Raw genomic sequence first — 26,326 nt, forward strand, 5'->3', positions numbered from 1 at the left:
GGCGGTGCAAAGTAAACGATGACCCACAGGGAACTCTGGGGTAAAATACGTATCAAAATGCAAAACCGAACCTGACCCGGAAAGCTTTCCGGGTCAGGCTTCTTTTGCTTGTGAAAAGAGGTAACGCGCCGCAGAAGCTGTTTTCTGCTGTCACCGGTCAGGATGACGCCGTTAACCAGGATAGATGACGAGGAGCCAAAATGAATCAGATTCCGATGACGTTGAAAGGCGCTGAGAGCCTGCGTGAAGAGCTGAACGAACTGAAAACCGTGAAGCGTCCGCGCATCATCGCCTCTATTGCCGAAGCCCGTGAGCATGGCGATCTAAAAGAAAATGCCGAATACCACGCTGCCCGTGAAGAACAGGGTTTTTGCGAAGGCCGTATTCAGGAGATTGAAGCCAAACTCTCCAACGCTCAGGTGATTGATATCACGACGATGCCCAAAACCGGCCGCGTGATTTTTGGTGCTACCGTGACCATTTTGAATGTGGATACGGACGAAGAATTCACTTACCGCATCGTGGGTGATGATGAAGCTGACTTCAAACAAAACCTGATTTCAGTGAACTCGCCGATGGCGCGTGGTTTGATTGGAAAAGAAGCAGACGACGTTGCGATTGTGAAGACACCGGGCGGCGATGTGGAATATGAAGTGTTAAAGGTGGAATACCTTTAAGATATTGCTACGCTTTGAAATGTGTAGCCGCATATTGTAAAGAAAGGAAAAAGGCCGCATAGCGGCCTTTTATCCCATGCAGGAGCATGGCACTTTCTCTGCCCGTCATGGCAGCCTTTACGGCTTAATTAACGTGGCAGAGTAATTTTGCGCTCTTTTGCAGGGCGATACAGCACCAGCGTGTTGCCGATGACCTGTACGTTACAAGCTTTTGTTTCACGTACGATAGCGTCAACGATCAGCTGCTTGGTTTCACGATCTTCAGAGGCAATTTTCACCTTGATCAATTCGTGATGCTCGAGCGCCAGTTCGATTTCGGCGAGCACGCCTTCGGTCAAGCCATTACCGCCCAGCATAACAACGGGCTTCAGTGGATGGGCAAGGCCTTTCAGGTGCTGTTTTTGTTTGGTACTCAGATTCATCGTATTTTTTACTTACTCAGGGATTGAAAACGGTTCATTCTACCGCCATCTCGGGTATATCGCCAAATCAACGCGACTCATTGCGTACTGATTTATCGCTACGATGAAGATTTAATTGGAAAAATTATGACGGGTAAAAAGCGTTCGGCCAGTTCCAGTCGCTGGTTACAGGAACACTTTAGCGATAAATATGTGTTGCAGGCACAGAAAAAGGGGTTGCGTTCGCGCGCCTGGTTTAAACTGGACGAAATTCAGCAGGGTGACAAGCTTTTCAAACCCGGCATGACAGTGGTAGATCTGGGTGCTGCGCCCGGCGGTTGGTCGCAATATGCGGTACAACAGATTGGATCGAACGGTCGTATTATTGCCTGTGACTTGCTTCCCATGGACCCGATCGTCGGTGTCGATTTTTTACAGGGCGACTTTCGTGAAGAGGCAGTGCTGAACGCATTGCTGGAGCGAGTAGGTGATCAAAAGGTGCAAGTTGTTATGTCTGACATGGCGCCGAACATGAGTGGTACACCTGCGGTTGATATTCCACGATCGATGTATTTGGTAGAGTTGGCGCTGGAAATGTGTCGGGATATCCTGGCGCCTGGCGGCAGTTTTGTAGTGAAAGTGTTTCAGGGAGATGGCTTCGAGGAATACCTGCGGGAAATTCGCTCCCTATTTACGAAAGTGAAAATTCGTAAGCCAGACGCTTCTCGTTTACGTTCGCGTGAAGTGTACATTGTGGCGACAGGGCGCAAACTATAGCTCTCGGTACCGGAATCAAAGCAAGGCGAACTGCGTTTACTCTGATGTGTAATTCTGAGTTTCAGTGAAAAGCAGTAAAATCATCAGCGCCGCGATTCCAGGTCTGAAGGATATATAGTACCCTACGCTGTCTGTTAACACCGTTGTAATATGAGGTTAATCCCTTGAGTGACATGGCGAAAAACCTGATTCTCTGGTTAGTCATCGCGGTCGTGCTGATGTCTGTCTTCCAGAGCTTTGGGCCCAGCGAGTCGAATGGCCGTAGGGTTGATTATTCAACCTTCCTGTCGGAAGTGAACCAGGATCAGGTCCGCGAGGCACGTATTAACGGGCGTGAGATTAACGTTGTCAAAAAAGACAGTAATAAATATACGACTTACATTCCTGTCAACGATCCAAAGTTGCTTGATAACCTCTTGACCAAAAACGTCAAAGTGATTGGCGAACCACCAGAAGAGCCAAGCCTGCTGGCTTCCATCTTCATCTCCTGGTTCCCAATGCTGCTGTTGATTGGCGTTTGGATCTTCTTTATGCGGCAGATGCAGGGCGGCGGTGGCAAAGGCGCGATGTCCTTTGGCAAGAGTAAAGCCCGCATGCTGACCGAAGACCAGATCAAGACCACGTTTGCTGATGTCGCAGGTTGCGATGAAGCAAAAGAAGAAGTGGGTGAACTGGTTGAATATCTGCGCGAGCCAAGCCGCTTCCAGAAACTGGGTGGTAAGATCCCGAAAGGCGTCCTGATGGTCGGCCCTCCGGGTACCGGTAAAACCTTGCTGGCTAAAGCGATTGCTGGCGAAGCAAAAGTACCGTTCTTCACTATCTCCGGTTCTGACTTTGTTGAAATGTTCGTGGGTGTCGGTGCATCTCGTGTGCGTGACATGTTCGAGCAGGCGAAGAAAGCCGCGCCTTGCATCATCTTTATCGATGAAATCGATGCTGTAGGCCGTCAACGTGGCGCCGGTTTAGGCGGTGGTCATGATGAACGTGAGCAGACGCTGAACCAGATGCTGGTTGAGATGGATGGCTTCGAAGGTAATGAAGGCATCATTGTTATCGCCGCAACTAACCGTCCAGACGTACTTGACCCCGCGCTGCTGCGCCCGGGTCGTTTTGACCGCCAGGTTGTGGTCGGTCTGCCAGATGTCCGCGGTCGTGAACAGATTCTGAAAGTGCATATGCGTCGTGTGCCGCTGGCCACTGACATCGATGCAGCGATCATCGCACGTGGTACGCCGGGCTTCTCGGGTGCTGACCTCGCTAACCTTGTCAACGAAGCGGCACTGTTTGCTGCACGTGGCAACAAGCGTGTGGTCTCGATGGTTGAGTTCGAGAAAGCGAAAGACAAAATCATGATGGGTGCAGAACGTCGCTCCATGGTGATGACGGAAGCGCAGAAAGAATCCACCGCTTACCACGAAGCGGGCCATGCGATTATTGGTCGTCTGGTACCGGAACACGATCCGGTGCATAAAGTGACAATTATCCCGCGTGGACGTGCGCTGGGTGTGACCTTCTTCTTGCCAGAAGGTGACGCGATTAGCGCCAGCCGCCAGAAACTTGAAAGCCAGATCTCAACGCTGTATGGCGGTCGTCTGGCGGAAGAGATCATCTACGGCGCAGAACACGTTTCTACCGGTGCATCTAACGACATTAAAGTCGCCACTAACCTGGCGCGCAACATGGTGACGCAGTGGGGCTTCAACGAGAAGTTAGGTCCGTTGCTGTATGCTGAAGAAGAAGGCGAAGTGTTCCTCGGCCGCTCTGTGGCTAAGGCGAAACACATGTCAGATGAAACAGCACGCATCATCGACCAGGAAGTTAAACACCTGATCGACAGCAACTACCAGCGTGCTCGTGTTCTGCTGGGTGAGAACATGGACATCCTTCACGCGATGAAAGACGCGCTGATGAAGTATGAAACCATTGATGCGCCACAGATTGATGACTTGATGGCTCGCCGTGAAGTTCGCCCACCAGCAGGTTGGGATGATTCAGGCAGCAGCAGTTCATCGGACAACAATGGGACGCCAAAGGCGCCACGTCCGGTTGATGAACCGCGTACGCCAAATCCTGGCAACACCATGTCAGAACAGCTCGACAAGTAAGAGGCCACAAACCTCAGCAAAAACCCCGGCCGGTCCGGGGTTTTTTACATTCAGTGATACCGTGATTCCCAAGGAGATTCCCGCCATGAAGTTGTTCGCCCGTGATTCCCATCTCGATCTGTCGTTTCCCCATGTGATGGGCATTTTGAATGTCACGCCGGACTCCTTCTCTGATGGCGGAACACACAACACATTGGTGGATGCGCTGACCCATACCAATGAGATGGTGAATGCGGGCGCAACCATCATCGATGTGGGGGGGGAATCTACGCGGCCAGGAGCCGATGAAGTCAGCGTGGACGAAGAGCTAGCGCGCGTGATTCCGGTGGTTGAAGCTATCGCCCAGCGTTTTGAAGTGTGGATTTCTGTTGATACTTCAAAGCCAGAGGTGATCCGTGAATCGGCGCGAGTGGGTGCTCACATCATTAATGATATTCGTTCACTGTCAGAACCGGGTGCATTGGCAGCAGCAGCGGAGACCGGTCTGCCGGTATGCCTGATGCACATGCAGGGCGAACCGCGCACTATGCAGCAAGCACCTGAATATCAGAATATCGTGGGTGAAGTGGACGCTTACTTCCAGGCACAGATTGCACGTTGCGAAGCGGCAGGCATTAAAAAAGAGAATCTGTTGCTCGACCCTGGCTTCGGTTTCGGTAAGAATCTCAACCACAATTATCAACTGCTGGCTGAACTCAGCCATTTCCACCATTTTGGCTTACCGCTATTGGTCGGAATGTCGCGCAAATCGATGATTGGCCAGCTGTTAAATGTCGGTCCGACGCAGCGTTTGACCGGCAGCCTGAGCTGTGCGGTGATTGCCGCTATGCAGGGCGCACAAATTATTCGCGTGCATGATGTGAAAGAGACTCTCGAAGCGATGCGTATTGTTGAAGCGACACGGAGAGCAAAAGGATAAAGCATGAGTAATCGTAAATATTTCGGTACAGATGGTATTCGTGGCAAGGTCGGTGAAGCACCGATTACCCCTGATTTTGTCCTAAAGCTGGGTTTTGCTGCGGGTAAGGTTCTGGCGCGCTCTGGATCACGTAAGGTATTAATTGGTAAAGATACGCGTATTTCTGGCTACATGCTGGAATCGGCACTGGAAGCGGGCCTGGCTGCTGCTGGTTTGTCGGCGGCCTTTACCGGGCCTATGCCAACCCCCGCGATTGCCTATCTGACGCGTACCTTTCGTGCAGAAGCCGGTATCGTGATCTCTGCATCGCATAACCCCTTCGACGATAACGGCATCAAGTTCTTCTCTGCGGAAGGCACTAAATTGCCGGATGAAGTGGAAGAGGCCATCGAGCTTGAGTTAGAGAAGCCACTGACCTGCGTTGAGTCCGCTGAGTTGGGGCGCGCCAGCCGTATCGTTGATGCTGCTGGTCGTTATATCGAGTTCTGTAAAGGCACATTCCCGAGCGAGTTAAGTCTTAACGGTCTGAAAATCGTAGTGGATTGCGCCAACGGTGCGACCTATCACATTGCGCCTAATGTGCTGCGTGAATTAGGTGCCAAAGTGATTGCGATTGGCGTGCAGCCCGATGGCATGAACATCAACAAAGAGTGCGGCGCAACCGATCTCCGCATGCTGCAGCAGCGCGTGCTGGAAGAGAAGGCCGATTTGGGCCTTGCTTACGATGGCGATGGTGACCGCATCATGATGGTGGATCATCTGGGCATGAAGGTCGATGGTGACCAGATTCTCTACATCATCGCACGTGAAGCCTTGCGTCAGGGGCAACTGCGCGGCGGCGTGGTGGGTACGTTGATGAGTAATATGGGGCTGGAACTGGCGTTAAAACAGCTGGGCATTCCCTTCACGCGTGCCAAAGTGGGTGACCGCTACGTGCTGGAAAAAATGCAGGAGAAGGGCTGGCGCATGGGGGCTGAAAACTCCGGGCATGTCATTCTGTTGGATAAAATCAGCACTGGCGACGGTATCGTGGCAAGTTTGCAAGTACTCACTGCTATTGTGCGTAATCACATGAGTCTGCATGATTTGTGCAGTGGCATGAAAATGCTGCCGCAGATTCTGGTGAATGTGCGCTTCAGTGGCAGTCATGATCCTCTTGAATCCGAGAGCGTGAAGGCTGTCAGCGCTGAAGTGGAGAAAACGCTAGCAGGGCGCGGTCGTGTGCTGTTGCGTAAATCGGGCACTGAGCCGCTGATTCGCGTGATGGTCGAGGGTGAAGATGAAGCGTTAGTCACCGAGCTGGCGCATAAAATTGCTGATGCGGTGAAAGCGGTCTAAGCGTGTTAACAGGCGGCGAGATTTCGACTTTCCGCCTGTTAAATCACCATCCTGGCGCTTTTTTCCGCAATCAATAAAGTTCGTGAAAATTGCGCTTGCAGAGGTATGTCCCATTGGTTAGTATTCACACCCGCTTCTGATGGGTGATGACGATACTCCCCGTCAATATTGGTGAAGCTTTAACTGTGCGGATAACGCGCAAGGAAACAGGTTGATTATGTACGAAGCTCTGTTAGTTGTTTTCCTTATTGTTGCGATTGGCCTCGTGGGTCTGATCATGCTTCAGCAAGGCAAAGGCGCTGATATGGGAGCCTCATTCGGTGCAGGCGCCTCTGGTACACTGTTCGGTTCAAACGGGTCTGGTAATTTCATGACACGTATGACGGCAGTACTGGCGACCCTGTTCTTCATTATCAGCTTGATTCTGGGCAATCTGAACACGAACAAGTCTTCTAAAGGAAGCGAGTGGGAAAACCTCACTGCGCCAGCTCAGTCTGAACAGCAGACTCAGCCAGCTAAACCGGCAACCCCGGGCAATGATATCCCGCAGTAACATCGTCAATGCTTTAGCGACAACATAACGTCGCAGTCAGTGCAGTACCGAGGTGGTGAAATTGGTAGACACGCTACCTTGAGGTGGTAGTGCTCGAAAGGGCTTACGGGTTCAAGTCCCGTCCTCGGTACCAAATCTCAGTAAAACTTGCTTTTTTAGCAAGGTCGGCGTATTATTCGCCACGTTTTCGGACGCGGGGTGGAGCAGCCTGGTAGCTCGTCGGGCTCATAACCCGAAGGTCGTCGGTTCAAATCCGGCCCCCGCAACCACTTTCCCTTAGAGTTCTTTTTCAAATATACTGTATGCATCGACGGACGCATCCTCAGTGTTTTTTTGAAAAAAATTCTTTTGGATTGTGTGCCGATGCCGCTCTGCGGCGTACAGGGTCCAGTGATAAAAAGCCCCGAATTTTCGGGGTTTTTTGTTATCAGGAATCGCAATACTGGGCTATAGGCCCTTTTTTTATGTCTTGGGGGTGGGCTTGTCCACATTAGAGCAAAAATTGACTGATTTGATCACCGCTCCAGTAGAAGCGCTTGGCTACGAATTGGTCGGTATCGAATTCGTTCGCGGTCGCACATCGACTTTGCGCATCTATATTGATAGTGAGAATGGTATCAATGTTGATGATTGTGCCGATGTTAGCCACCAGGTCAGCGCGGTAATGGATGTGGAAGATCCCATTACGGTGGCTTACAACCTTGAAGTCTCCTCGCCAGGTCTCGAGCGTCCTCTTTTCACTGCTGAACACTATGCACGTTTCGCCGGTGATGAGGTGAGCCTGACACTGCGTATGGCCGTACAGAACCGCCGTAAATGGCAGGGGATCATCAAATCCGTGGAAGGTGAGATGATCACGGTAACCGTTGAGGGTAACGATGAGGTGTTCGCGCTGAGTAATATTCAGAAAGCGAACCTGGTCCCCCACTTTTAAAAGTCCGGATTGAGGCTAACCAGGATGAACAAAGAGATCTTAGCTGTAGTAGAAGCCGTTTCTAACGAAAAAGCCCTGCCACGTGAGAAAATCTTCGAAGCGCTTGAGAGCGCTTTGGCCACTGCGACTAAAAAGAAGTATGAGCAAGAGATCGAAGTGCGCGTCAGCATTGACCGTCGCAGCGGTGATTTCGATACTTTCCGTCGCTGGCAGATTGTGGAAGAAGTAACACAGCCGACTCGTGAAATTACGCTGGATGCGGCCCGCTTTGAAGACGAAGCGTTCAATCTGGGCGAATACGTTGAAGACCAGATCGAATCTGTCACCTTCGACCGTATCACCACCCAAACCGCTAAACAGGTTATCGTGCAGAAAGTCCGTGAAGCTGAGCGCGCGATGGTGGTTGATCAATTCCGTCAACACGAAGGTGAAATCATCACCGGCGTGGTGAAGAAAGTAAACCGCGACAGCATCTCACTCGATCTGGGCAGCAATGCTGAAGCCGTGATCGGACGCGAAGATATGCTGCCACGTGAAAACTTCCGCCCAGGCGACCGTATTCGCGGCGTGTTGTACGCTGTTCGTCCGGAAGCGCGTGGTGCACAGCTGTTTGTCACCCGTTCTAAGCCAGAAATGCTGATCGAACTGTTCCGCATTGAGGTGCCAGAAATCGGTGAAGAAGTTATCGAGATCAAAGCGGCAGCGCGCGATCCAGGTTCACGCGCTAAAATCGCGGTGAAAACCAACGATAAACGTATTGATCCGGTCGGTGCTTGTGTGGGTATGCGCGGTGCGCGTGTCCAGGCTGTATCAAGCGAGCTGGGTGGCGAGCGTATTGATATCGTGCTGTGGGACGATAACCCGGCACAATTCGTCATTAACGCCATGGCGCCAGCCGATGTGGCGTCAATTGTGGTGGATGAAGACAATCACACCATGGATATCGCTGTTGAAGCCGGCAATCTGGCTCAGGCGATCGGCCGTAACGGCCAAAACGTGCGTCTGGCTTCCCAACTGAGTGGTTGGGAACTGAACGTGATGACCGTCGATGATCTGCAGGCTAAGCATCAGGCTGAAGCCCACGCAGCGATCGATATGTTCACCAAACATCTCGACATCGACGAAGAGTTCGCCACCGTACTGGTGGAAGAGGGCTTCTCTTCGCTGGAAGAATTGGCTTATGTGCCAATCAACGAGTTGCTGGAAATCGACGGCCTCGACGAAGAGACCATTGAAGCCCTGCGTGAACGAGCAAAAAATGCGTTGACCACCCTGGCATTAGCGAAAGAAGAGAGCCTTGGTAATCAGGAGCCCGCTGAGGATCTTCTGAATCTTGAGGGCCTGGATCGTGCGCTGGCGTATCGCCTGGCGTCCAAAGGCGTTTGCACGCTGGAAGATCTCGCTGAGCAAGGTGTTGACGATCTGACAGATATTGAAGGGCTGGATGATGAGAAGGCCGGTGCGCTGATTATGGCTGCACGTAATATCTGCTGGTTCGGCGATGACGCGTAATAACAGGAAGGAACAGCATGACAGATGTAACCGTAAAATCGCTGGCCGCCGAAATTCAGACTCCGGTCGATCGCCTGGTACAGCAATTTGCTGACGCAGGGATCCGCAAGTCTGAAAACGATGCGGTGTCCCAGCAAGAGAAAGAAACCTTACTGTCCCATTTGAATCGTGAGCACGGTCAGACCGGTTCAAGTAAACTGACATTACAGCGCAAAACGCGCAGCACCTTGAATATTCCCGTCACCGGGGGTAAAAGTAAGTCGGTGCAAATCGAAGTCCGCAAAAAACGTACATACGTGAAAGGTGATGCTGAGTCTGAGCAAGCTCAGGCAGAAGCTGAAGCCGAGGCGCAGCGTGAAGCGGAAGAGCAGGCGCGTCGCGAGGCGGAAGAACAAGCCCGTCGCGAAGCTGAACAAAAAGCGCAACGTGAAGCCGAAGATAAAGCCAAGCGCGAAGCCGCTGAAAAGGCCAAGCGTGAAGCAGCGGAAAATGAGAAAGTGACTAATCAACCTACCGATGAAGTAACCAAGGCTGCGCAGTCTGATAAGGCGCGTCGTGAAGCCGAAGCGGCTGATCTGAAACGCAAAGCGGAAGAAGAAGCACGCCGTAAGCTGGAAGAAGACGCTCGCCGTGTGGCAGAAGAAGCCCGCCGCCTGGCTGAAGAGAAATCAGCTGAATGGGAAAAACCAGAGGAAGAAGACAAAGGCGACTACCATGTCACCACTTCCACTCATGCCCGTCAGGCTGAAGACGAAAACGACCGCGAAGTTGAAGGCGGACGTGGACGTGCGCGTACCACCAAAGCAGCGCGCCCAGCCAAAAAAGGCAACAAGCATTCTGAAGCGAAAACTGATCGCGAAGAAGCGCGTGCGCAGTTCCGTGGTGGTAAAGGTGGTAAAAACCGTAAGCCAAGCGCACTGCAGCAGGGCTTCAACAAACCCGTTCAGGCTGTTAACCGTGATGTGATCATCGGCGAAACCATTACTGTTGCCGAGCTGGCAAACAAAATGGCGGTGAAAGGCTCACTGGTTATCAAAGCGATGATGAAAATGGGCGCAATGGCGACCATTAACCAAGTCATCGACCAGGAAACAGCCCAGTTGGTTGCGGAAGAAATGGGTCACAAAGTGATCCTGCGCCGCGAGAACGAACTGGAAGAAGCGGTGATGGACGATCGTGATACCGATGCAGCGCAGGAGTCACGCGCTCCGGTGGTCACTATCATGGGTCACGTTGACCATGGTAAAACCTCGCTGCTGGACTATATCCGCTCAACCAAAGTCGCTTCAGGCGAGGCTGGCGGTATTACACAGCACATCGGTGCTTACCACGTTGAAACTGACAACGGTATGGTAACCTTCCTGGATACCCCGGGCCACGCCGCGTTTACCGCGATGCGTGCACGTGGTGCGCAGGCAACGGATATCGTAATTCTGGTGGTTGCTGCCGATGACGGCGTGATGCCACAGACTATCGAAGCCATCCAGCACGCCAAAGCGGCCAAAGTGCCGGTTGTGGTTGCGGTGAACAAGATTGATAAGCCAGAAGCAGACCCGGATCGCGTGAAGAATGAACTGACCCAGTACGGAATCATTCCGGAAGAGTGGGGCGGTGAAAACATGTTCGTTAACGTCTCTGCGAAAGCGGGTACCGGTATTGATGACCTGCTGAATGCGATTCTGCTGCAGGCTGAAGTTCTGGAACTGACCGCCATTCGTGAAGGTATGGCGAGCGGCGTGGTCATCGAATCCTTCCTCGACAAAGGTCGTGGCCCGGTTGCGACCGTGCTGGTGCGTGAAGGTACGCTGAACAAAGGCGATATCGTACTGTGCGGTTTCGAATACGGCCGTGTCCGTGCGATGCGTGACGAACTGGGTCGTGAAGTGCTGGAAGCGGGTCCATCCATTCCAGTGGAAATCCTCGGTCTGTCTGGTGTGCCAGCAGCGGGTGATGAAGCGACTGTTGTGCGTGATGAGAAGAAAGCACGTGAAGTTGCACTGTATCGTCAGGGCAAATTCCGCGAAGTGAAACTGGCGCGTCAGCAGAAGTCGAAGTTGGAGAACATGTTCGCCAACATGACCGAAGGCGAAGTGTCCGAGCTGAACATCGTGCTGAAGTCCGACGTACAGGGTTCGGTGGAAGCGATCTCCGACTCGCTGCTGAAACTCTCCACCGACGAAGTGAAGGTGAAGATTATCGGTTCGGGCGTGGGTGGTATCACCGAAACCGACGCGACCCTGGCAGCGGCTTCCAACGCCATCATCCTCGGCTTTAACGTCCGTGCTGACGCTTCTGCGCGTCGCGTGATTGACGCTGAAAACGTGGACCTGCGCTACTACTCCGTTATCTATAATCTGATTGACGAAGTAAAAGCAGCCATGAGCGGCATGCTGGCACCGGAATTCAAACAGCAGATCATTGGTCTGGCCGAAGTGCGTGACGTGTTCAAGTCACCGAAATTTGGCGCCATTGCTGGCTGTATGGTCACCGAAGGCAACATCAAACGTCACAACCCGATTCGCGTACTGCGCGACAACGTGGTGATTTACGAAGGCGAGCTGGAATCTCTGCGTCGCTTTAAAGACGATGTCAACGAAGTGCGTAACGGCATGGAGTGTGGTATCGGCGTGAAGAACTACAACGACGTTCGCGTTGGTGACATGATCGAAGTCTTTGAAGTGATTGAAATTAAACGCACCATCGATTGATCATCACTTGATGTGTTGCAATTTGGGAGGCCTCTGGCCTCCCGAATTATTTGGGAGAAAGAAAAAATGGCAAAAGAATTTGGCCGCCCACAGCGCGTATCTCAGGAACTGCAGAAAGAAATCGCAATTATCCTGCAACGTGAAATTAAAGACCCGCGCCTTGGCATGATGGTAACGGTATCCGGCGTAGAAGTGTCGCGCGACCTGGCGTATGCCAAAGTCTTCGTGACCTTTTTGAATGATCAGGATGAAGATGCGGTAAAAAATGGCCTGAAAGCGCTGAAAGAAGCCTCAGGTTATATCCGTATTCTGGTAGGGAAAGCGATGCGTCTGCGTATCGTGCCTGAACTGACCTTCTTCTATGACAATTCGCTGATCGAGGGGATGCGCATGTCTAACCTGGTCAGCAACGTGATCAAAAGTGACGTTGAGCGTCGTGGCGAAAGCCCGGCGGAAGATGACAAGGAGGACTAATGAGTCGTCCTCGTCGTCGCGGTCGCGACGTCCACGGTGTGTTTTTGCTGGATAAGCATCAGGGCGCATCCTCGAACGATGTGCTGCAGAAAGTGAAGCGTCTGTTCCATGCTAACAAAGCGGGTCACACGGGTGCGCTTGATCCCCTGGCAACAGGCATGCTGCCGATCTGCCTCGGTGAAGCGACGAAGTTCTCGCAGTTCCTGCTCGATTCCGATAAACGCTATCGCGTTATTGCCCGCCTCGGCGAGCGTACGGATACCTCAGACGCTGATGGCAATATCGTCGAAACGCGCCCGGTGACCTTCAATCAAGCCCAGCTTGATGCGGCGCTGGAGAGCTTCCGTGGTGACACCTTACAAGTACCCACCATGTTCTCTGCGTTGAAGTACCAGGGCCGCAAGCTGTATGAATACGCGCGTGAAGGCATTACCGTACCGCGTGAAGCACGTCCGATTACTGTGTTTGAACTGCAGTTTATTCGCTGGGAAGGGGATGAGCTGGAGCTGGAAATTCACGTTTCCAAGGGCACTTATATTCGCACCATCATCGATGACCTCGGCGAGAAGCTCGGCTGCGGCGCACATGTGATTATGTTGCGTCGTTTGCAGGTGGCGAAGTATCCGATTGATCGCATGATCACCTTTGAGCAGTTGCAGGCGATGGCGGCTGAAGCGAACGCAGCAGAAACGCCAGACTACCGTGTACTGGATGCACTGCTGCTGCCAATGGATAGCCCTGCGGAGGAGTTCCCCATCGTCAATTTGCTGCCCTCTGTCGCCGCTTATTTCAAGCAGGGGATGCCGGTGCAGGTGGCGAATGCGCCTGAACAGGGATTGGTGCGTGTTACCGAAGGTGAAGAACATAAATTTATCGGCATGGCAGAAATCGCTGAGGATGGGCGCGTGGCGCCGCGTCGTCTGGTGGTCGAGTTTCCCGCCTAATCAACACATTCACGTTTGAGCTAACGGCGCATTTGCGTTGCAATCAGGCGAAGAGTAGAATAGCGCGGCTTTTAAAGCGGGCTGCTGAATTAGAGATCGGCACCCAACCATTCATTTATTATTTCGGAGTTTATTATGTCTCTAAGCGTAGAAGCTAAAGCAGAGATCGTTGCTAAATTCGGTCGTGGTGCTAACGACAGCGGTTCAACTGAAGTTCAGGTTGCTCTGCTGACTGCTCAGATTAATCACCTGCAGGGTCACTTCTCTGAGCACAAAAAAGACCACCACAGCCGTCGCGGTCTGCTGCGCATGGTATCTCAGCGTCGTAAGCTGCTGGACTACCTGAAGCGTAAAGACGTTGCACGTTACACCAGCCTGATCGAAACCCTGGGTCTGCGTCGCTAAGTCTGAAGAATCTGATCAACGATGTAGCACATGCACTATGCAGAAAAGCGCATCTGACGATCAGATTTGTGCGAGTTTCGCGAAAAGGGGGCCTTTATGGCCCCTTTTTTCGAGCAATCCGCAGCATTCCGTACCAAACTCATGTATTGTTGCTGAGAGTGATCTTTGCTTGCAGCGTTTCGCGCGGCTAATGAGAGGCTTTACCGCATGAGCGGTTGAAGATTGTCATTAGTCGCGAGGATGCAACTAAAGATCGGTAAACCCCGGCGAGCCAAAGAGCGCTCTGCCCCTCGAATTTAAGGACTTAAATTTTGCTGAACCCGATCGTACGCAAATTCCAATATGGTCAGCATACCGTCACGCTGGAAACCGGCATGATGGCGCGCCAGGCCACTGCAGCAGTTATGGCGAGCATGGACGACACCGCGGTATTCGTGACTGTTGTTGGCCAGAAAAAAACCAAACCAGGTCAGGATTTCTTCCCGCTGACGGTTAACTATCAGGAGCGTACTTACGCTGCTGGTCGTATCCCGGGTAGCTTCTTCCGTCGTGAAGGCCGTCCAAGCGAAGGCGAAACCCTGATTTCTCGTCTGATTGACCGTCCAGTGCGTCCACTGTTCCCGGAAGGTTTCATCAACGAAGTGCAGGTGATTGCGACCGTTGTGTCTGTTAACCCACAGGTTAACCCGGACATTGTTGCGATGATCGGCGCATCTGCCGCGCTGGCGCTGTCAGGCCTGCCATTCAACGGCCCAATCGGTGCAGCACGTGTGGGTTATATCAATGACCAGTACGTTCTGAACCCAACCGCTGATGAAATCAAAACTTCACGTCTGGACCTGGTGGTTGCAGGTACGCAGAACGCGGTTCTGATGGTTGAATCTGAAGCAGAAGTACTGACAGAAGACCAGATGCTGGGCGCGGTGGTGTTCGGCCACGATCAGCAGCAGGTTGTTATCGAAAACATCAACGCACTGGTTGCTGAAGCAGGCAAACCACGTTGGGACTGGCAGCCAGAGCCAGCGAACGATGCACTGATTGCACGTGTTGCTGCACTGGCAGAAGCCGGTATTGCTGATGCTTACCGCATCACTGATAAGCAAGAGCGTTACACTCAGGTTGGCGCAGTTAAAGACGCGACTATCGCTGCCCTTCAGGCTGAAGACGAAACGCTGGATGCTGGCGAAATCGCTGACATCGTTCACGATCTCGAGAAGAGCGTCGTGCGTAGCCGTATCATCCGTGGTGAGCCACGTATCGATGGCCGCGAAAAAGATATGATCCGTGGTCTGGATGTACGTACTGGCGTGCTGCCACGTACTCACGGTTCTTCTCTGTTCACCCGTGGTGAAACGCAGGCACTGGTTACCGCAACACTGGGTACCGCCCGTGATGCGCAGAACCTGGATGAGCTGATGGGCGAGCGTACTGATAGCTTCCTGTTCCACTATAACTTCCCTCCATACTCAGTGGGCGAAACCGGCATGGTTGGCTCACCGAAGCGTCGTGAAATTGGTCACGGTCGTCTGGCGAAGCGTGGCGTGCTGGCAGTGATGCCGAAGCAGGAAGAGTTCCCGTACACCGTCCGTGTGGTGTCAGAAATCACCGAATCTAACGGTTCTTCTTCAATGGCTTCTGTGTGTGGTGCTTCTCTGGCACTGATGGACGCAGGCGTACCGATCAAAGCAGCCGTAGCCGGTATCGCGATGGGTCTGGTCAAAGAAGACGAGAACTTCGTGGTTCTCTCTGACATCCTGGGCGATGAAGATCACCTCGGCGATATGGACTTCAAAGTAGCGGGCAGCCGCGACGGTATCACTGCGTTGCAGATGGATATCAAAATTGAAGGTATCACCCGTGAGATCATGCAGGTTGCACTGAATCAGGCTAAGGGCGCGCGTCTGCACATCCTGAGCGTGATGGAGCAGGCCATCAGCACCCCACGTCAGGAAATTTCTGAGTTCGCACCACGTATCTATACCATCAAGATCAGCTCAGACAAGATCAAAGATGTTATCGGTAAAGGCGGTTCTGTTATCCGTGCGCTGACCGAAGAAACCGGCACCACCATCGAAATCGAAGATGATGGCACCGTGAAAATCGCAGCAACCGACGGCAACAAAGCGAAGGAAGCGATTCGTCGTATCGAAGAGATCACCGCTGAAATCGAAGTGGGTCGTATCTACTCTGGTAAAGTGACGCGTATCGTTGATTTCGGTGCCTTCGTGGCAATCGGCGGCGGTAAAGAAGGTCTGGTCCATATCTCTCAGATCGCTGATAAGCGTGTTGAGAAAGTGACCGACTATCTGCAGATGGGTCAGGAAGTTCCAGTGAAAGTGATGGAAGTGGACCGTCAGGGCCGCGTACGCCTGAGCATCAAAGAAGCGACAGAGCAGAAACCAGCGGAAGAAACCCCTGCTGCAACGAATGCATCTGACGCCGAGTAAGCGTTTACTGATTGGCCTCTCCCTGCAATTTGGGGAGAGGTATTTGGATCATCGCGAGGGCGGGAATCCTTGTGCACAGCAGGCGGATGACAGGATGGTTATCCCAATGTTTGTATTCGGGAGTGGGAAATGAAGCCTTTTTTGCGCTGGTGTTTTGTTGCGACAGCTATCACGCTGGCAGGATGCAGCAACTCCAATTGGCGTAAGAACGAAGTTCTGGCAGTACCTTTGCAGCCCACACTGCAGCAAGAGGTGATCCTGGCGCGAATGGAACAAATTCTTGCCAGTCGTGCCCTGACCGATGATGAACGCGCACAGCTATTATATGAGCGCGGAGTGTTGTATGATAGTTTGGGTCTGAGGGCATTAGCGCGGAACGATTTCTCGCAAGCGCTGTCTATAAGACCGGATATGCCTGAGGTGTTTAACTACCTCGGTATATATTTAACGCAGGCAGGCAATTTTGATGCTGCCTATGAAGCGTTTGATTCTGTACTTGAGCTTGATCCAACTTACAACTATGCGCATTTAAACCGTGGTATCGCCCTCTATTACGGCGGTCGATACAAGTTAGCGCAAGATGATCTGCTGGCGTTTTATCAAGACGATCCTAACGATCCTTTCCGCAGCCTTTGGCTCTATCTCGTTGAAAGCGATATGGATGCCGACAAGGCCAAAGTCACGCTGAGACAGCGACATGACAAAGCGGTCCGGGACCAATGGGGATGGAATATTGTCGAGTTCTACCTTGGCGACATCAGTGAAAAAACGCTGATGGAACGTCTCAAGGCGGACGCAACGGATAACACCTCGCTCGCTGAACATCTCAGTGAAACCAACTTCTATTTAGGTAAGTACTACCTAAGTCTGGGGGAGAAGGACGACGCGAAAGCGTTGTTCAAACTGGCGGTCGCTAACAATGTTAACAACTTTGTTGAGCACCGATACGCATTGTTGGAACTGGCGCAACTCGGCCAGACACAAGACGATTTATCAGAATCTGACCAGCAATAGCTGACGAACTTTTATTGCCTGAATACTTGTAAAGTCATCATCTTCGAGGTGAGGGCTTTTCTGTTCGTCAAAACTTCTAATTTGAGCCGGTTCACACTTTTTGATGAAAATGACTGAAAATTTTCACGACGAGTTATGTAGACTGGCCGCCGCAATCTAAGAGGCACGTGTACTACATGACTGATATTCAAACCACTTTTTCTGACCTTGGCCTGAACGCTGACATCCTCGAATCACTGAACGGTATGGGCTACGAAAAGCCATCCCCAATCCAGGCTGAGTGTATTCCTCACCTGCTGGCGGGCCGTGATGTGCTGGGTATGGCGCAGACCGGGAGTGGTAAAACAGCGGCATTCTCCCTGCCGTTACTGAACAACATTGATCCATCTGTCCGCGCACCACAGATCCTGGTGCTGGCTCCAACCCGTGAACTGGCTGTTCAGGTTGCTGAAGCCATGACGGAATTCTCTAAACACATGCGTGGCGTGAACGTGGTTGCCCTGTACGGCGGCCAGCGCTATGACGTTCAGCTGCGCGCACTGCGCCAGGGACCACAGGTTGTCGTAGGTACGCCTGGTCGTCTGCTGGATCACCTGAAACGCGGCACGTTAGATCTGTCTAACCTGCGCGGCCTGGTGCTGGACGAAGCTGATGAAATGCTGCGTATGGGCTTCATCGAAGACGTTGAAACCATCATGGCGCAGATCCCAGACGGTCATCAGACCGCGCTGTTCTCAGCGACCATGCCAGAAGCGATTCGTCGTATCACCAAACGCTTCATGAAAGATCCACAGGAAGTGCGCATTCAGTCAAGCCTGACCACGCGTCCTGACATTTCTCAGTCTTACTGGACCGCTTATGGCCGTAAAACTGACGCGCTGGTGCGTTTCCTGGAAGCGGAAGACTTTGATGCTGCCATCATATTCGTGCGTACCAAAAACGCTACGCTGGAAGTGGCTGAAGCGCTGGAGCGCAGCGGCTATAACAGCGCAGCACTGAACGGTGACATGAACCAGGCTCTGCGTGAGCAGACACTGGAGCGCCTGAAAGATGGTCGTCTGGATATCCTGATCGCGACCGACGTTGCAGCACGTGGTCTGGACGTTGAGCGTATCAGCCTGGTTGTTAACTATGACATCCCAATGGATGCTGAGTCTTACGTTCACCGTATCGGTCGTACCGGTCGTGCGGGTCGTGCTGGCCGTGCGCTGCTGTTCGTTGAGAACCGCGAGCGTCGTCTGCTGCGTAACATCGAACGCACCATGAAGTTGACTATTCCAGAAGTTGAACTGCCAAATGCAGAACTGCTGAGCGAGCGCCGTCTGGCTAAATTCGCCGCCAAAGTACAGTTGCAGCTGGAAAGCAGCGATCTGGATATGTACCGTGCACTGCTGAGCAAAATGCAGCCGGGCGAAGATCTGGATCTCGAAACACTGGCCGCAGCACTGCTGAAAATGGCACAGGGCGAACGTCCACTGATTCTGCCACCAGAAGCACCACGCCCACCACGTCGTGAGTTCCGCGACCGCGATGATCGTCGCGATTCACGTGACTCACGTGGTCCACGCGAAAGCCGCGGTGACCGTGATGGCGCTCCACGTCGCGAACGTCGTGACGTTGGCGAAATGCAGCTGTACCGCATTGAAGTGGGCCGTGATGATGGTGTTGAAGTTCGCCATATCGTGGGCGCGATCGCTAACGAAGGCGACATCAGCAGCCGTTACATCGGTAACATCAAGCTGTTTGGTACGCACTCAACCATCGAGCTGCCTAAAGGTATGCCGGGCGAAGTTCTGCAGCACTTCACTCGCACGCGCATCCTGAACAAGCCGATGAACATGCAGTTGATGGGTGATGCTCCTGCGTTCGAGCGTAGTGAACGTCGTCCAGGCGGTCGTGATGGCGAGCGTCGTGGTAATGGCGCACCGCGTGGCGAAGGCGCACCGCGTCGTTTCTCTGAGCGTCGTGAAGGTGGCCGTGAAGGCGGACGCTTCAACCGTGAAGGCGGCCGTGGCCCACGTCGTGAAGAGGGTGCATCTGCACCACGTCGTCGTGACGCTTAAGCGATAAACGCTTAAAAATATAAAGGGACGCCTCGGCGTCCCTTTTTTATGTTCGTAAATTAAACGTTACACGCCGCCGGCAATTAACACCCGCTCTCCACTGACGTAGGCTGACTCTTCTGATGCCAGAAACAGGGCAACCTGCGCTACATCTTCCGGCAGACCAAACCGTCCCAACGGCGTAGCAGCGATCAGCTTCGCTTTGACATCCGGATTCATCTTCTTCGCTGCCAGTAAACCTTCGGTCAGGATGATTCCTGGTGCCAGCGCATTGACGCGAATATTACGTGGCCCCAATTCACGAGCCAGGCCCTGCGTTAAGGTATCAATTGCCCCTTTGGTCGCTGCCCATAACACCGAGCCCGGTGTGCTGCGTTGGCTGTTAAGGGCGCTCAAGTTAATGATGGTGCCCCCGCGAGCCGGGAAATGTTTCGCCGCCTGCTGGCAGACCAGTAACGTGCCCAATACATTTACATTGAGCTGCTGCTGCATTTCACTGAGGCTGAGTTCGGCGAAATCGCCATGATGGAAAATACCGGCATTGTTGACCACGATATCCGGCGCGCCAAACTGCTCGATGCTGCGCGCGAATAAACGCTGCACATCGGCCTCGCGAGAGATATCTGCTTGTACCGCAATGGCATCGCTGCCCAGCTCGCAGATGTCCGCGACCACATCTGCCGCACCCGCTTCATCCTGGCGGTAATTAACAATGACGCGAGCGCCGGCCGCTGCGAAAGTCATAGCAATGGCGGCGCCAATGCCTTTCGAGGCGCCCGTCACCAGCGCGATTTTGCCTTCAAGTGCTTTCATTGTGTCTCTCCACCTGAGAATTCGGGGAAGGGTAAGCATGCGCTGTCCATACAATTTTGCGGTAGCGCAATCCTGCAAGCTTTTTGCACAATCCTGCAAATGTGTTGTGCAGGGACTAGGCGTAACGCGAGCGAAAGGCGAGAATGCGGGGACAGTGATCACTCATCACGGAGTGCGCAACGCATGATTCATCAGGAACAGTGGCAGCAGTTGGTGGCGATGATCGCTCGCCATACCCCGGAAGATGGCCGCCACTTCAGCCCCATCGATTTTCTCTCTTTTGGCCGAAGCTCCAAACCCACGAGCCTGTCGCACATTGCCACCTGGGCCAGTTTTGCACTGGTGGCGCAAGGGCAAAAAGCATTGCGCATGGGTGAAGACGTGATGCATTACGGACCGGGCGATCTGCTGCTAGTGACGCTGGATATGCCGGTGCAATCCTGCGTGGTGCAGGCCACGGAGGAGAAACCGAATCTGGGTGTCGGGATCACCATCAATGAAACGCGCCTGATGCACTACCTCGAACATTTCCCGCTGCAGCAGATTGGCGCAACGGTAACCAATGAACGTGGGATTACGGTACACAAAGTGGCGCCGCCCCTGGTCGATGCCGTGATCCGCCTGATTGAGCTGTTGGATCAGCCCCAGGATATTCCGGCGCTGGCACCGTTAATTGAGCAAGAGATTTTCTATCGACTCCTTACCGGGCCGGAAGGACCCCGCATCCTCAACATGGCGTTGACGGAGCGGCCGGGCAACAAAGTGGCGCGCGCGGCACGCTGGCTACGTGAAAACTTTCATCAGCCGCTCAAGATGGATCAGCTGGCCAGTAGCGTGGGCATGAGTATTTCGTCGCTGCACCATCATTTCAAATCGGTCACGGCCATGACACCAATGCAGTATCAAAAGCAGCTGCGCCTTAACGAAGCGCGGCGTTTGATGTTGATTGATAAGTTAGATGCGGGAACCGCAGGGTATCGCGTGGGGTATCAGAGCGCTTCGCAGTTTAGCCGTGAATACAGCCGTTTTTACGGGCAATCGCCGGCTCGTGATGTGCGTATGGTGGCTGTGGGGCCAGAAGGATTGACCCCACAGCAGTAAACGTTATAGCGAGCGTGCCGCTTCCATCGCCAGTGCGAAGGAACGCAGACGGGCTTGCGGGTCGAAAATCTGGCCATTAACCATGATTTCATCGGCCTGCGTTTCGCGCATCAGCGCAGCCAGCCCCTGACGCACTTTATCGCTGTCACCGACAATCGACATGCTCAACGCCTGCTGTACACCGTACTGCTCCGATGGCGACCAGAGGTTATCCATGTTTTCGACAGGTGCAGGCAGCGGGCCCGGTTTGCCCCGGCGCAGATTAATAAACTGCTGCTGCATCGAGGTAAACAGGAAGCGCGCATCGCGCTCGCTATCCGCCGCGACCACGTTGACGCACACCATGGCATAAGGTTTCGCCAGACGCGCAGAAGGCTTGAATTTCTCACGATAGAGATGCAAAGCCTGGAACAACAGGTCCGGTGCAAAGTGGGAAGCAAAGGCGAACGGCAAGCCGAGCTGTGCAGCCAGTTGTGCGCTGTAGAGGCTGGAACCCAATAACCAGACTGGAATTTTTAAGCCTAAACCCGGTACCGGTTGTACCGGAGGATGTTCACCCTCTTCGGCATCAAACCAACGAATCAGTTCTGCTACATCTTCCGGGAAGCTGTCCGCCTGGGCGCTGGAGAGATGGCGGCGCAGTGCGAGCATGGTGCGCTGGTCAGAACCTGGCGCACGGCCCAGCCCTAAATCAATACGGCCAGGGTATAAGGATTCGAGCGTACCAAACTGTTCAGCGATCACCAGCGGTGCGTGGTTGGGCAGCATAATACCGCCAGATCCGAGGCGCAGAGTTTCGGTATTCGCGGCCAGATAGCCAATCAACACGGAGGTTGCCGCACTGGCGATACCGGTCATGTTGTGGTGCTCAGCGAGCCAGTAACGATGGAAACCAAGGGCTTCAGATTGACGCGCCAGCGCCAGCGAATTGTGGAAAGCTTCGCGCGCAGCAGAACCTTGCGGGATAGGTGCAAGATCCAGCACGGACAGGCGAACGTTTTTTTTCTCAGACATGGGCACTCCAGATAATGATGGCGCAGGTGTTATCAGACCTGCGCCAGTCAGTATTACGCATCATTACCCATATTAAAACTGCTATTAACAGCAGGAATATAGCCGGAACGTGCCTTTACCGTCCGCCTTCAAGCGCCATACCCGCCAAACGACGCCAGTAACCGTTGCATTCACTGCCGCGCGCCATCATCAGCGGCGCTTCACCGGCTTCGTTCGCACGGAAGCGAGCAACCTCTGTTAGCGTGGTTTCATCCTGCGGCGAGAGGCGTACGATGTCGATCCAGTTATGCATGCCGGCCAAATCGTTACCAAGGTTATAACAGTAGCCGCTCATGGTCTGGATGCCATTCAACACAAACACCTGTTGGCCCTCCTGTGACAGCACGCGGCGACCAGTGGGATAGTGAATACAGCAAGTTTGACAGTCATCTTTGGCGCGATTTTCGGAACGGGCGGTAAAGCAGCGTGCCGACAGCGCCAGCGGCAGATGGCCATAGCCCAATACCTCCACTTCGAACTTGTCGCGCAGGCCTGCGGCATCGCACTGCTGCAACAGTTGAATCAGCCAGTCGCGCGACATCTCGACCGGTAAACACCAGCGCGTCATACCCTCTTTGAGCAGCAGCTGTAGCGTTTGCGCGTTGTAGACGTTAAGCGTCGGCCCGGCGACAAACGGCAGCTTACGTTCGGCTGCCATGTTAACGGTGCCGATGTCGTTGGCTTCCAGCAAAAACTCACCGTTCTCCACATAGCGCCGCAGCTCTTTGACTTCCGAAGGCGACTGCAACAGCGCCAACGTGCTGAGCACGACCTGTTTACCGTGTTGTGCCAGGAGGCGTGCTAATTCCATCCATTGCTGGAATGAGGTTGCACGACGTTTACTGCATACCGCTTCGCCGAGGTAGATGATGTCAGCAGAGCTGACGGCAGCCTGCTGATAAAAGCGTTCCAGCGTTTCCGTTGGCCAGTACCACAGCACCGGCCCGATGGCATATTTCATAGCATCTCCTCACTGCCAGCTGCGGTGATAGGCACCGAGCGTGGTCTGGCTACCTTCAGAAAGTTCGCCCAACGCGCGCATCCAGGGTTCCTGCACCGCGAATTGCTCGGGCGAGGCCATACAGCGATCAATCGCCTGGCGCCACACTTTTGCTACTTGCGCCACATAAGCCGGACTGCGCTGGCGGCCTTCAATTTTTACCGAAGCGATATTGGCGCGAAGCAACTCCGGCAACAGCGATAAGGTATTCAGGCTGGTGGGTTCTTCCAGCACGTGATAGCGCTGGTCATCCACTTCATAGCGCCCTTTACACAGCGTGGGATAACCGGCGCTCTCATCGGCGCTGTAACGATCAATCAGCACTTCATTCAGGCGTGATTCCATCCCCAGCGGCGTTTGCTGCCAGCGCACGAATTTTGCCGGCGAGCAGGCACCCGCACTGTTGGGTGATTCCCCCGTCAGCCAGGAGGAGAGATAGCAACGGCCTTCCGCCATAATGCACAGGCTGCCAAAGGCAAAGACTTCCAGCGGCACCGGTGTTTCACGCGCCAGCTGTTTAACCTGATGCATCGACAGTACGCGCGGCAACACCACGCGGCTGAGATTGAAATGGCGATGGTAAAAGTGGATGGCCTGCAAATTTGTCGCCGAAGCTTGCACGGAAAGATGGCGTTCCACTTGCGGATAACGCTGCGCGGCATACTCCAGCGTAGCGATATCGGCGAGAATCAAGGCATCTGCGCCGTTCTGCGCCGCCACATCAATGGCCGTTTGCCAGCGATTCATCCCATCAGGATGGGCAAAGGTATTGATGGCCACGTGCAGCTTGCGGCGATGCTGGTGCAGGAAGCGCGCCGCTTCTGCCAGCTTCTTGTCAGTAAAATTAAGGCCAGCAAAGTGGCGGGCATTGGTGTCATCTTTCAAACCGACATACACTGCATCGGCGCCATGCTCCACCGCCGATTTCAGCGCAGGTAAATTCCCCGCTGGACACAGCAGTTCCATACATTTCCTCCCCCGAATTCCGAAGCGTTAAAGTGTAGGGAAGGCGACAGGCGTGAATGTTGATTTAAGGCAGTGAAAGCGTCAGTCAGCATGCAGAGTGAAGGTTATTTAATCAATTGTTCCGCAATTTCCTTGATCTCAGTGGAGGCGAGGGCGCCTGGATGTGGCAATATAGGTAAAATTTTCTGAAGGGATTGTTGATGATGTTTTCGCGCTTACGCGGCCTGATGGTGAAAAAAGGCCCAGAATTCCTTGCCTTACCTATTTCATTCACCCCATTCCCTGTAAAAAAAGTGGTTTTGCAACAACTCTTAAACTGGCAATTTCGTCATGCTTTGTCTGAAGGTGAGTTAGACTTTCTGGAAGGGCGCTTTCTTGGGATTGAGATTGCAGATGTGAATCTGCGCTGGATCACCACCTTGCAGAATGGACGCCTGACCGTTTCACGCGACGCCGAGGCAGATGTCTGGTTCCGCGGTGAAGCCAACGACTTGTTGCTGGTGGCAGCACGCAAAGCAGACCCCGATATGTTGTTCTTCCAACGCCGTCTGGTGATTGAGGGCGACACGGAGCTGGGTTTGGAGGTGAAGAATTTGATGGATGCCATTGAACTGGATGCCATGCCCACGTCTTTGCGCACGGGGTTGCAGCAGCTGGCTGCCTTTGTTGAGGCAGGAATGAAACAGGACGCGGAGGCCGCTGAGGCGCGCGCGGGGATCTCATGTTGATTCGTACTGAAATTGGTGTGGATGCGGCGGGCATCGACAGCTTATTGAAGCGTAGTTTTGCGACCTCCGCCGAGGCTGAACTGGTGCAGCAGCTGCGTGAAGATGGTTTATTAACGCTAGGTGTAGTGGCCACGGATGATGAAGGGCAGGTATTAGGTTATGCCGCCTTTAGCCCGGTGACCTTACAAGGTGAAGACCGCAATTGGGTGGCGCTGGCGCCTCTGGCGGTGGATGAATCCGTGCGCAAGCAGGGCATTGCCAAACAGCTGGTGTATGAAGGGCTCGATTCCCTGAACGAGTTCAGCTACAGCGCGGTGGTGGTCTTGGGCGATCCCGAATTCTACAACCCGTTGGGCTTCGAACCGGCGGCACGTCACGGCTTGCACTGTCGCTGGCTGGGCAGTGAAGCGGCATTTCAGGTCTATAAATTAGCGGATGATGCATTTACGGGCGCAGAAGGATTAATCGCTTTCTCCGAACCTTTTAATCGTTTCGATTAAACCACGCATTCAGGCATGAAGGCTGCTGCGATACCAGCAGCAGCTTTTGCGTGCGACTGAGCTGCTTCACCTGATATTCCAGGCGCGAAGCGGCTGCGCGATCGCCGGCATCACAGTTAAACACCAGCGTCAGCGGACCCTTGCCACGCAATGCGCGCGCACCTTTCCCGGATTGATGCTGCTGCAGGCGGCGATGAACATCTGTGGTAATGCCTGTATAAAGCATCCCGGCGGCGGTTTGCAGCATATAGAGCTGCCAGCCCTGTTGCATATGACTTTTCCTGTTCAATGGCTGTTGGGCAGTGTAGCGCGCTTAGGCTAGCCTCGCTATCTGCCACATGGAGTTGCATTGTGTCTGACCATTCTCATCTTATTCGTTTTCTTAAAAAACAGCGTGCCCTGTCATTGTGCGCCAGTCATGGCGACGATCTGTGGTGTGCCAACTGCTTTTACGTGCTGGATGAAACACGAATGGCGTTTTGGTTGATGACCGAACCCGATACGCGACACGGCACCCTTATGCAAGCTAATCCGCGCGTGGCGGGGACGGTTAACGGCCAGCCGAAAACCGTGTTGCTAATCAAAGGCGTGCAGTACAGTGGCCGTATTCAGCAGCTTACTGGAGAGCGTGAAGCGCAGGCGCGGCATGCCTACCAGAAACGTTATCCGATTGCCCGCAAGGTTCAGGCACCCTTGTGGGAGATTATGTTGGATGAGCTGAAGATGACTGACAACGCGCTGGGCTTCGGCAAAAAAATCCTTTGGCAGCGCGATAAAACCGGCGAAAGTTAATTTTTCGCGCCCGATCAAACTTACGCTAACTTTGCGTAGCAGATTCCAATAACCTGAATAACACTATGGATTAACCGCCTCACTCCCCGGTGCGGCATTCGT

The 26,326-nt window shown here is 53.4% G+C and carries 26 protein-coding genes and 2 tRNA genes; 22 read left to right on the plus strand and 6 right to left on the minus strand.

The genetic code is table 11. From position 1 onward, the window contains the following. Window positions 1-200: 200 nt before the first annotated feature. Window positions 201-677 carry a transcription elongation factor GreA gene (greA, locus tag WFP70_RS22110; RefSeq protein WP_034826545.1) on the plus strand — a complete coding sequence of 159 codons (477 nt, stop codon included), beginning with the start codon at window positions 201-203 and terminating at the stop codon, window positions 675-677. Between the two features lie 128 nt (window positions 678-805). Here the strand turns inward: greA and yhbY are convergent, their stop codons facing one another. Then, window positions 806-1,099 carry a ribosome assembly RNA-binding protein YhbY gene (gene yhbY, locus WFP70_RS22115; protein WP_034826542.1) on the minus strand — a complete coding sequence of 98 codons (294 nt, stop codon included), beginning with the start codon at window positions 1,097-1,099 and terminating at the stop codon, window positions 806-808. A gap of 126 nt (window positions 1,100-1,225) precedes the next feature. Here yhbY and rlmE point away from each other — a divergent pair, with 126 nt between their 5' ends. The 17 genes from rlmE (at window position 1,226) to WFP70_RS22195 (ending at window position 19,271) form a co-directional block, all read left to right on the plus strand. Beyond that, window positions 1,226-1,855: a 23S rRNA (uridine(2552)-2'-O)-methyltransferase RlmE gene (gene rlmE / locus WFP70_RS22120; RefSeq protein ID WP_034826540.1), complete on the plus strand. Its 630-nt coding sequence runs from the start codon at window positions 1,226-1,228 to the stop codon at window positions 1,853-1,855. 173 nt (window positions 1,856-2,028) lie between these two features. Then, a complete protein-coding gene (gene ftsH, locus WFP70_RS22125) occupies window positions 2,029-3,960 on the plus strand; it encodes an ATP-dependent zinc metalloprotease FtsH (protein WP_034826538.1) in 1,932 nt (643 codons plus the stop codon). 85 nt (window positions 3,961-4,045) lie between these two features. Beyond that, entirely contained in the window at window positions 4,046-4,879 is an 834-nt protein-coding gene (gene folP, locus WFP70_RS22130; RefSeq protein WP_337024435.1) for a dihydropteroate synthase, read from the plus strand. Between the two features lie 3 nt (window positions 4,880-4,882). After that, a complete protein-coding gene (gene glmM / locus WFP70_RS22135) occupies window positions 4,883-6,217 on the plus strand; it encodes a phosphoglucosamine mutase (RefSeq protein ID WP_034826534.1) in 1,335 nt (444 codons plus the stop codon). A gap of 217 nt (window positions 6,218-6,434) precedes the next feature. After that, on the plus strand, window positions 6,435-6,770 hold the full coding sequence (gene secG / locus WFP70_RS22140) for a preprotein translocase subunit SecG (RefSeq protein ID WP_034826531.1): 336 nt from the start codon (window positions 6,435-6,437) through the stop codon (window positions 6,768-6,770). Between the two features lie 46 nt (window positions 6,771-6,816). Next, window positions 6,817-6,903 (plus strand) — tRNA-Leu (locus WFP70_RS22145). Window positions 6,904-6,962: 59 nt separating this feature from the next. Continuing rightward, a tRNA-Met gene (locus WFP70_RS22150) sits at window positions 6,963-7,039 on the plus strand. 212 nt (window positions 7,040-7,251) lie between these two features. Then, window positions 7,252-7,704 carry a ribosome maturation factor RimP gene (gene rimP / locus WFP70_RS22155; RefSeq protein ID WP_034826528.1) on the plus strand — a complete coding sequence of 151 codons (453 nt, stop codon included), beginning with the start codon at window positions 7,252-7,254 and terminating at the stop codon, window positions 7,702-7,704. A gap of 24 nt (window positions 7,705-7,728) precedes the next feature. Beyond that, on the plus strand, window positions 7,729-9,216 hold the full coding sequence (gene nusA, locus WFP70_RS22160) for a transcription termination factor NusA (protein WP_034826526.1): 1,488 nt from the start codon (window positions 7,729-7,731) through the stop codon (window positions 9,214-9,216). Between the two features lie 17 nt (window positions 9,217-9,233). Then, window positions 9,234-11,924, plus strand: a complete 2,691-nt coding sequence (infB, locus tag WFP70_RS22165; RefSeq protein WP_034826524.1) for a translation initiation factor IF-2 — start codon at window positions 9,234-9,236, stop codon at window positions 11,922-11,924. A gap of 66 nt (window positions 11,925-11,990) precedes the next feature. Next, on the plus strand, window positions 11,991-12,398 hold the full coding sequence (rbfA, locus tag WFP70_RS22170; RefSeq protein ID WP_034826517.1) for a 30S ribosome-binding factor RbfA: 408 nt from the start codon (window positions 11,991-11,993) through the stop codon (window positions 12,396-12,398). After that, complete coding sequence (truB, locus tag WFP70_RS22175) at window positions 12,398-13,342, plus strand: tRNA pseudouridine(55) synthase TruB (protein WP_337024436.1); 945 nt, start codon at window positions 12,398-12,400, stop codon at window positions 13,340-13,342. The genes rbfA and truB overlap by 1 nt, the downstream gene beginning before the upstream one ends. Before the next feature lie 135 nt (window positions 13,343-13,477). After that, on the plus strand, window positions 13,478-13,747 hold the full coding sequence (gene rpsO, locus WFP70_RS22180) for a 30S ribosomal protein S15 (RefSeq protein WP_034826514.1): 270 nt from the start codon (window positions 13,478-13,480) through the stop codon (window positions 13,745-13,747). A 311-nt stretch (window positions 13,748-14,058) separates the two neighbouring features. Further along, window positions 14,059-16,194, plus strand: coding sequence for a polyribonucleotide nucleotidyltransferase (gene pnp / locus WFP70_RS22185; protein ID WP_097118208.1), 2,136 nt, complete (start codon window positions 14,059-14,061; stop codon window positions 16,192-16,194). A 129-nt stretch (window positions 16,195-16,323) separates the two neighbouring features. Continuing rightward, window positions 16,324-17,208 (plus strand): lipoprotein NlpI, encoded by an 885-nt coding sequence (gene nlpI / locus WFP70_RS22190; RefSeq protein WP_008104288.1) that lies wholly within the window; start codon window positions 16,324-16,326, stop codon window positions 17,206-17,208. A gap of 103 nt (window positions 17,209-17,311) precedes the next feature. After that, window positions 17,312-17,368: a protein YrbN gene (gene yrbN / locus WFP70_RS26840; protein ID WP_100229640.1), complete on the plus strand. Its 57-nt coding sequence runs from the start codon at window positions 17,312-17,314 to the stop codon at window positions 17,366-17,368. A 16-nt stretch (window positions 17,369-17,384) separates the two neighbouring features. Next, window positions 17,385-19,271 (plus strand): DEAD/DEAH family ATP-dependent RNA helicase, encoded by a 1,887-nt coding sequence (locus WFP70_RS22195; protein WP_034826504.1) that lies wholly within the window; start codon window positions 17,385-17,387, stop codon window positions 19,269-19,271. 66 nt (window positions 19,272-19,337) lie between these two features. On the opposite strand, the gene WFP70_RS22200 is transcribed toward WFP70_RS22195, so the two are convergent. Continuing rightward, complete coding sequence (locus WFP70_RS22200; RefSeq protein ID WP_034826502.1) at window positions 19,338-20,084, minus strand: SDR family NAD(P)-dependent oxidoreductase; 747 nt, start codon at window positions 20,082-20,084, stop codon at window positions 19,338-19,340. Window positions 20,085-20,267: 183 nt separating this feature from the next. Here WFP70_RS22200 and WFP70_RS22205 point away from each other — a divergent pair, with 183 nt between their 5' ends. Then, entirely contained in the window at window positions 20,268-21,185 is a 918-nt protein-coding gene (locus WFP70_RS22205) for an AraC family transcriptional regulator (protein ID WP_160868491.1), read from the plus strand. Between the two features lie 3 nt (window positions 21,186-21,188). On the opposite strand, the gene WFP70_RS22210 is transcribed toward WFP70_RS22205, so the two are convergent. From WFP70_RS22210 to ubiU, 3 genes are all read right to left on the minus strand, one after another. Further along, complete coding sequence (locus tag WFP70_RS22210) at window positions 21,189-22,199, minus strand: luciferase-like monooxygenase (RefSeq protein ID WP_034826498.1); 1,011 nt, start codon at window positions 22,197-22,199, stop codon at window positions 21,189-21,191. A gap of 115 nt (window positions 22,200-22,314) precedes the next feature. Further along, entirely contained in the window at window positions 22,315-23,199 is an 885-nt protein-coding gene (locus WFP70_RS22215) for a U32 family peptidase (RefSeq protein ID WP_337024437.1), read from the minus strand. Between the two features lie 9 nt (window positions 23,200-23,208). Then, the gene (gene ubiU, locus WFP70_RS22220; RefSeq protein WP_337024438.1) at window positions 23,209-24,204 is read right to left on the minus strand and encodes a ubiquinone anaerobic biosynthesis protein UbiU; all 996 of its coding nucleotides are present in this window, start codon (window positions 24,202-24,204) and stop codon (window positions 23,209-23,211) included. 203 nt (window positions 24,205-24,407) lie between these two features. Here ubiU and ubiT point away from each other — a divergent pair, with 203 nt between their 5' ends. Together ubiT and WFP70_RS22230 are read left to right on the plus strand one after the other, a co-directional pair. Then, on the plus strand, window positions 24,408-24,932 hold the full coding sequence (gene ubiT / locus WFP70_RS22225) for a ubiquinone anaerobic biosynthesis accessory factor UbiT (protein WP_337024442.1): 525 nt from the start codon (window positions 24,408-24,410) through the stop codon (window positions 24,930-24,932). Further along, a complete protein-coding gene (locus WFP70_RS22230) occupies window positions 24,926-25,432 on the plus strand; it encodes a GNAT family N-acetyltransferase (RefSeq protein WP_034826492.1) in 507 nt (168 codons plus the stop codon). Before ubiT ends, WFP70_RS22230 begins: the two co-directional genes overlap by 7 nt. Here WFP70_RS22230 and WFP70_RS22235 read toward each other — a convergent pair. Further along, window positions 25,416-25,703, minus strand: a complete 288-nt coding sequence (locus tag WFP70_RS22235) for a GIY-YIG nuclease family protein (RefSeq protein WP_034826490.1) — start codon at window positions 25,701-25,703, stop codon at window positions 25,416-25,418. The genes WFP70_RS22230 and WFP70_RS22235 overlap by 17 nt on opposite strands. Before the next feature lie 80 nt (window positions 25,704-25,783). Here WFP70_RS22235 and WFP70_RS22240 point away from each other — a divergent pair, with 80 nt between their 5' ends. Beyond that, window positions 25,784-26,224, plus strand: coding sequence for a YhbP family protein (locus tag WFP70_RS22240; RefSeq protein WP_058959439.1), 441 nt, complete (start codon window positions 25,784-25,786; stop codon window positions 26,222-26,224). Window positions 26,225-26,326 lie beyond the last annotated feature (102 nt).

Origin of the sequence: Pantoea sp. USMM079 (assembly GCF_037153115.1) — a bacterium.
GTDB classification, from domain to species: Bacteria; Pseudomonadota; Gammaproteobacteria; order Enterobacterales; family Enterobacteriaceae; genus Pantoea; species Pantoea communis.

What these genes read in the sequence shown, in the direction of transcription:
- rbfA (WP_034826517.1), top strand. Translation starts at nt 11,991, where the DNA reads ATGGCAAAAGAATTTGGCCGCCCACAGCGCGTATCTCAGGAACTGCAG.
- secG (WP_034826531.1), top strand. Translation starts at nt 6,435, where the DNA reads ATGTACGAAGCTCTGTTAGTTGTTTTCCTTATTGTTGCGATTGGCCTC.
- nlpI (WP_008104288.1), top strand. Translation starts at nt 16,324, where the DNA reads ATGAAGCCTTTTTTGCGCTGGTGTTTTGTTGCGACAGCTATCACGCTG.
- nusA (WP_034826526.1), top strand. Translation starts at nt 7,729, where the DNA reads ATGAACAAAGAGATCTTAGCTGTAGTAGAAGCCGTTTCTAACGAAAAA.
- WFP70_RS22215 (WP_337024437.1), bottom strand. Translation starts at nt 23,199, where the DNA reads ATGAAATATGCCATCGGGCCGGTGCTGTGGTACTGGCCAACGGAAACG.
- glmM (WP_034826534.1), top strand. Translation starts at nt 4,883, where the DNA reads ATGAGTAATCGTAAATATTTCGGTACAGATGGTATTCGTGGCAAGGTC.
- infB (WP_034826524.1), top strand. Translation starts at nt 9,234, where the DNA reads ATGACAGATGTAACCGTAAAATCGCTGGCCGCCGAAATTCAGACTCCG.
- WFP70_RS22235 (WP_034826490.1), bottom strand. Translation starts at nt 25,703, where the DNA reads ATGCAACAGGGCTGGCAGCTCTATATGCTGCAAACCGCCGCCGGGATG.
- yhbY (WP_034826542.1), bottom strand. Translation starts at nt 1,099, where the DNA reads ATGAATCTGAGTACCAAACAAAAACAGCACCTGAAAGGCCTTGCCCAT.
- truB (WP_337024436.1), top strand. Translation starts at nt 12,398, where the DNA reads ATGAGTCGTCCTCGTCGTCGCGGTCGCGACGTCCACGGTGTGTTTTTG.
- WFP70_RS22195 (WP_034826504.1), top strand. Translation starts at nt 17,385, where the DNA reads ATGACTGATATTCAAACCACTTTTTCTGACCTTGGCCTGAACGCTGAC.
- ftsH (WP_034826538.1), top strand. Translation starts at nt 2,029, where the DNA reads ATGGCGAAAAACCTGATTCTCTGGTTAGTCATCGCGGTCGTGCTGATG.
- folP (WP_337024435.1), top strand. Translation starts at nt 4,046, where the DNA reads ATGAAGTTGTTCGCCCGTGATTCCCATCTCGATCTGTCGTTTCCCCAT.
- ubiT (WP_337024442.1), top strand. Translation starts at nt 24,408, where the DNA reads ATGTTTTCGCGCTTACGCGGCCTGATGGTGAAAAAAGGCCCAGAATTC.
- WFP70_RS22230 (WP_034826492.1), top strand. Translation starts at nt 24,926, where the DNA reads ATGTTGATTCGTACTGAAATTGGTGTGGATGCGGCGGGCATCGACAGC.
- WFP70_RS22205 (WP_160868491.1), top strand. Translation starts at nt 20,268, where the DNA reads ATGATTCATCAGGAACAGTGGCAGCAGTTGGTGGCGATGATCGCTCGC.
- rlmE (WP_034826540.1), top strand. Translation starts at nt 1,226, where the DNA reads ATGACGGGTAAAAAGCGTTCGGCCAGTTCCAGTCGCTGGTTACAGGAA.
- greA (WP_034826545.1), top strand. Translation starts at nt 201, where the DNA reads ATGAATCAGATTCCGATGACGTTGAAAGGCGCTGAGAGCCTGCGTGAA.
- ubiU (WP_337024438.1), bottom strand. Translation starts at nt 24,204, where the DNA reads ATGGAACTGCTGTGTCCAGCGGGGAATTTACCTGCGCTGAAATCGGCG.
- WFP70_RS22200 (WP_034826502.1), bottom strand. Translation starts at nt 20,084, where the DNA reads ATGAAAGCACTTGAAGGCAAAATCGCGCTGGTGACGGGCGCCTCGAAA.
- WFP70_RS22210 (WP_034826498.1), bottom strand. Translation starts at nt 22,199, where the DNA reads ATGTCTGAGAAAAAAAACGTTCGCCTGTCCGTGCTGGATCTTGCACCT.
- rpsO (WP_034826514.1), top strand. Translation starts at nt 13,478, where the DNA reads ATGTCTCTAAGCGTAGAAGCTAAAGCAGAGATCGTTGCTAAATTCGGT.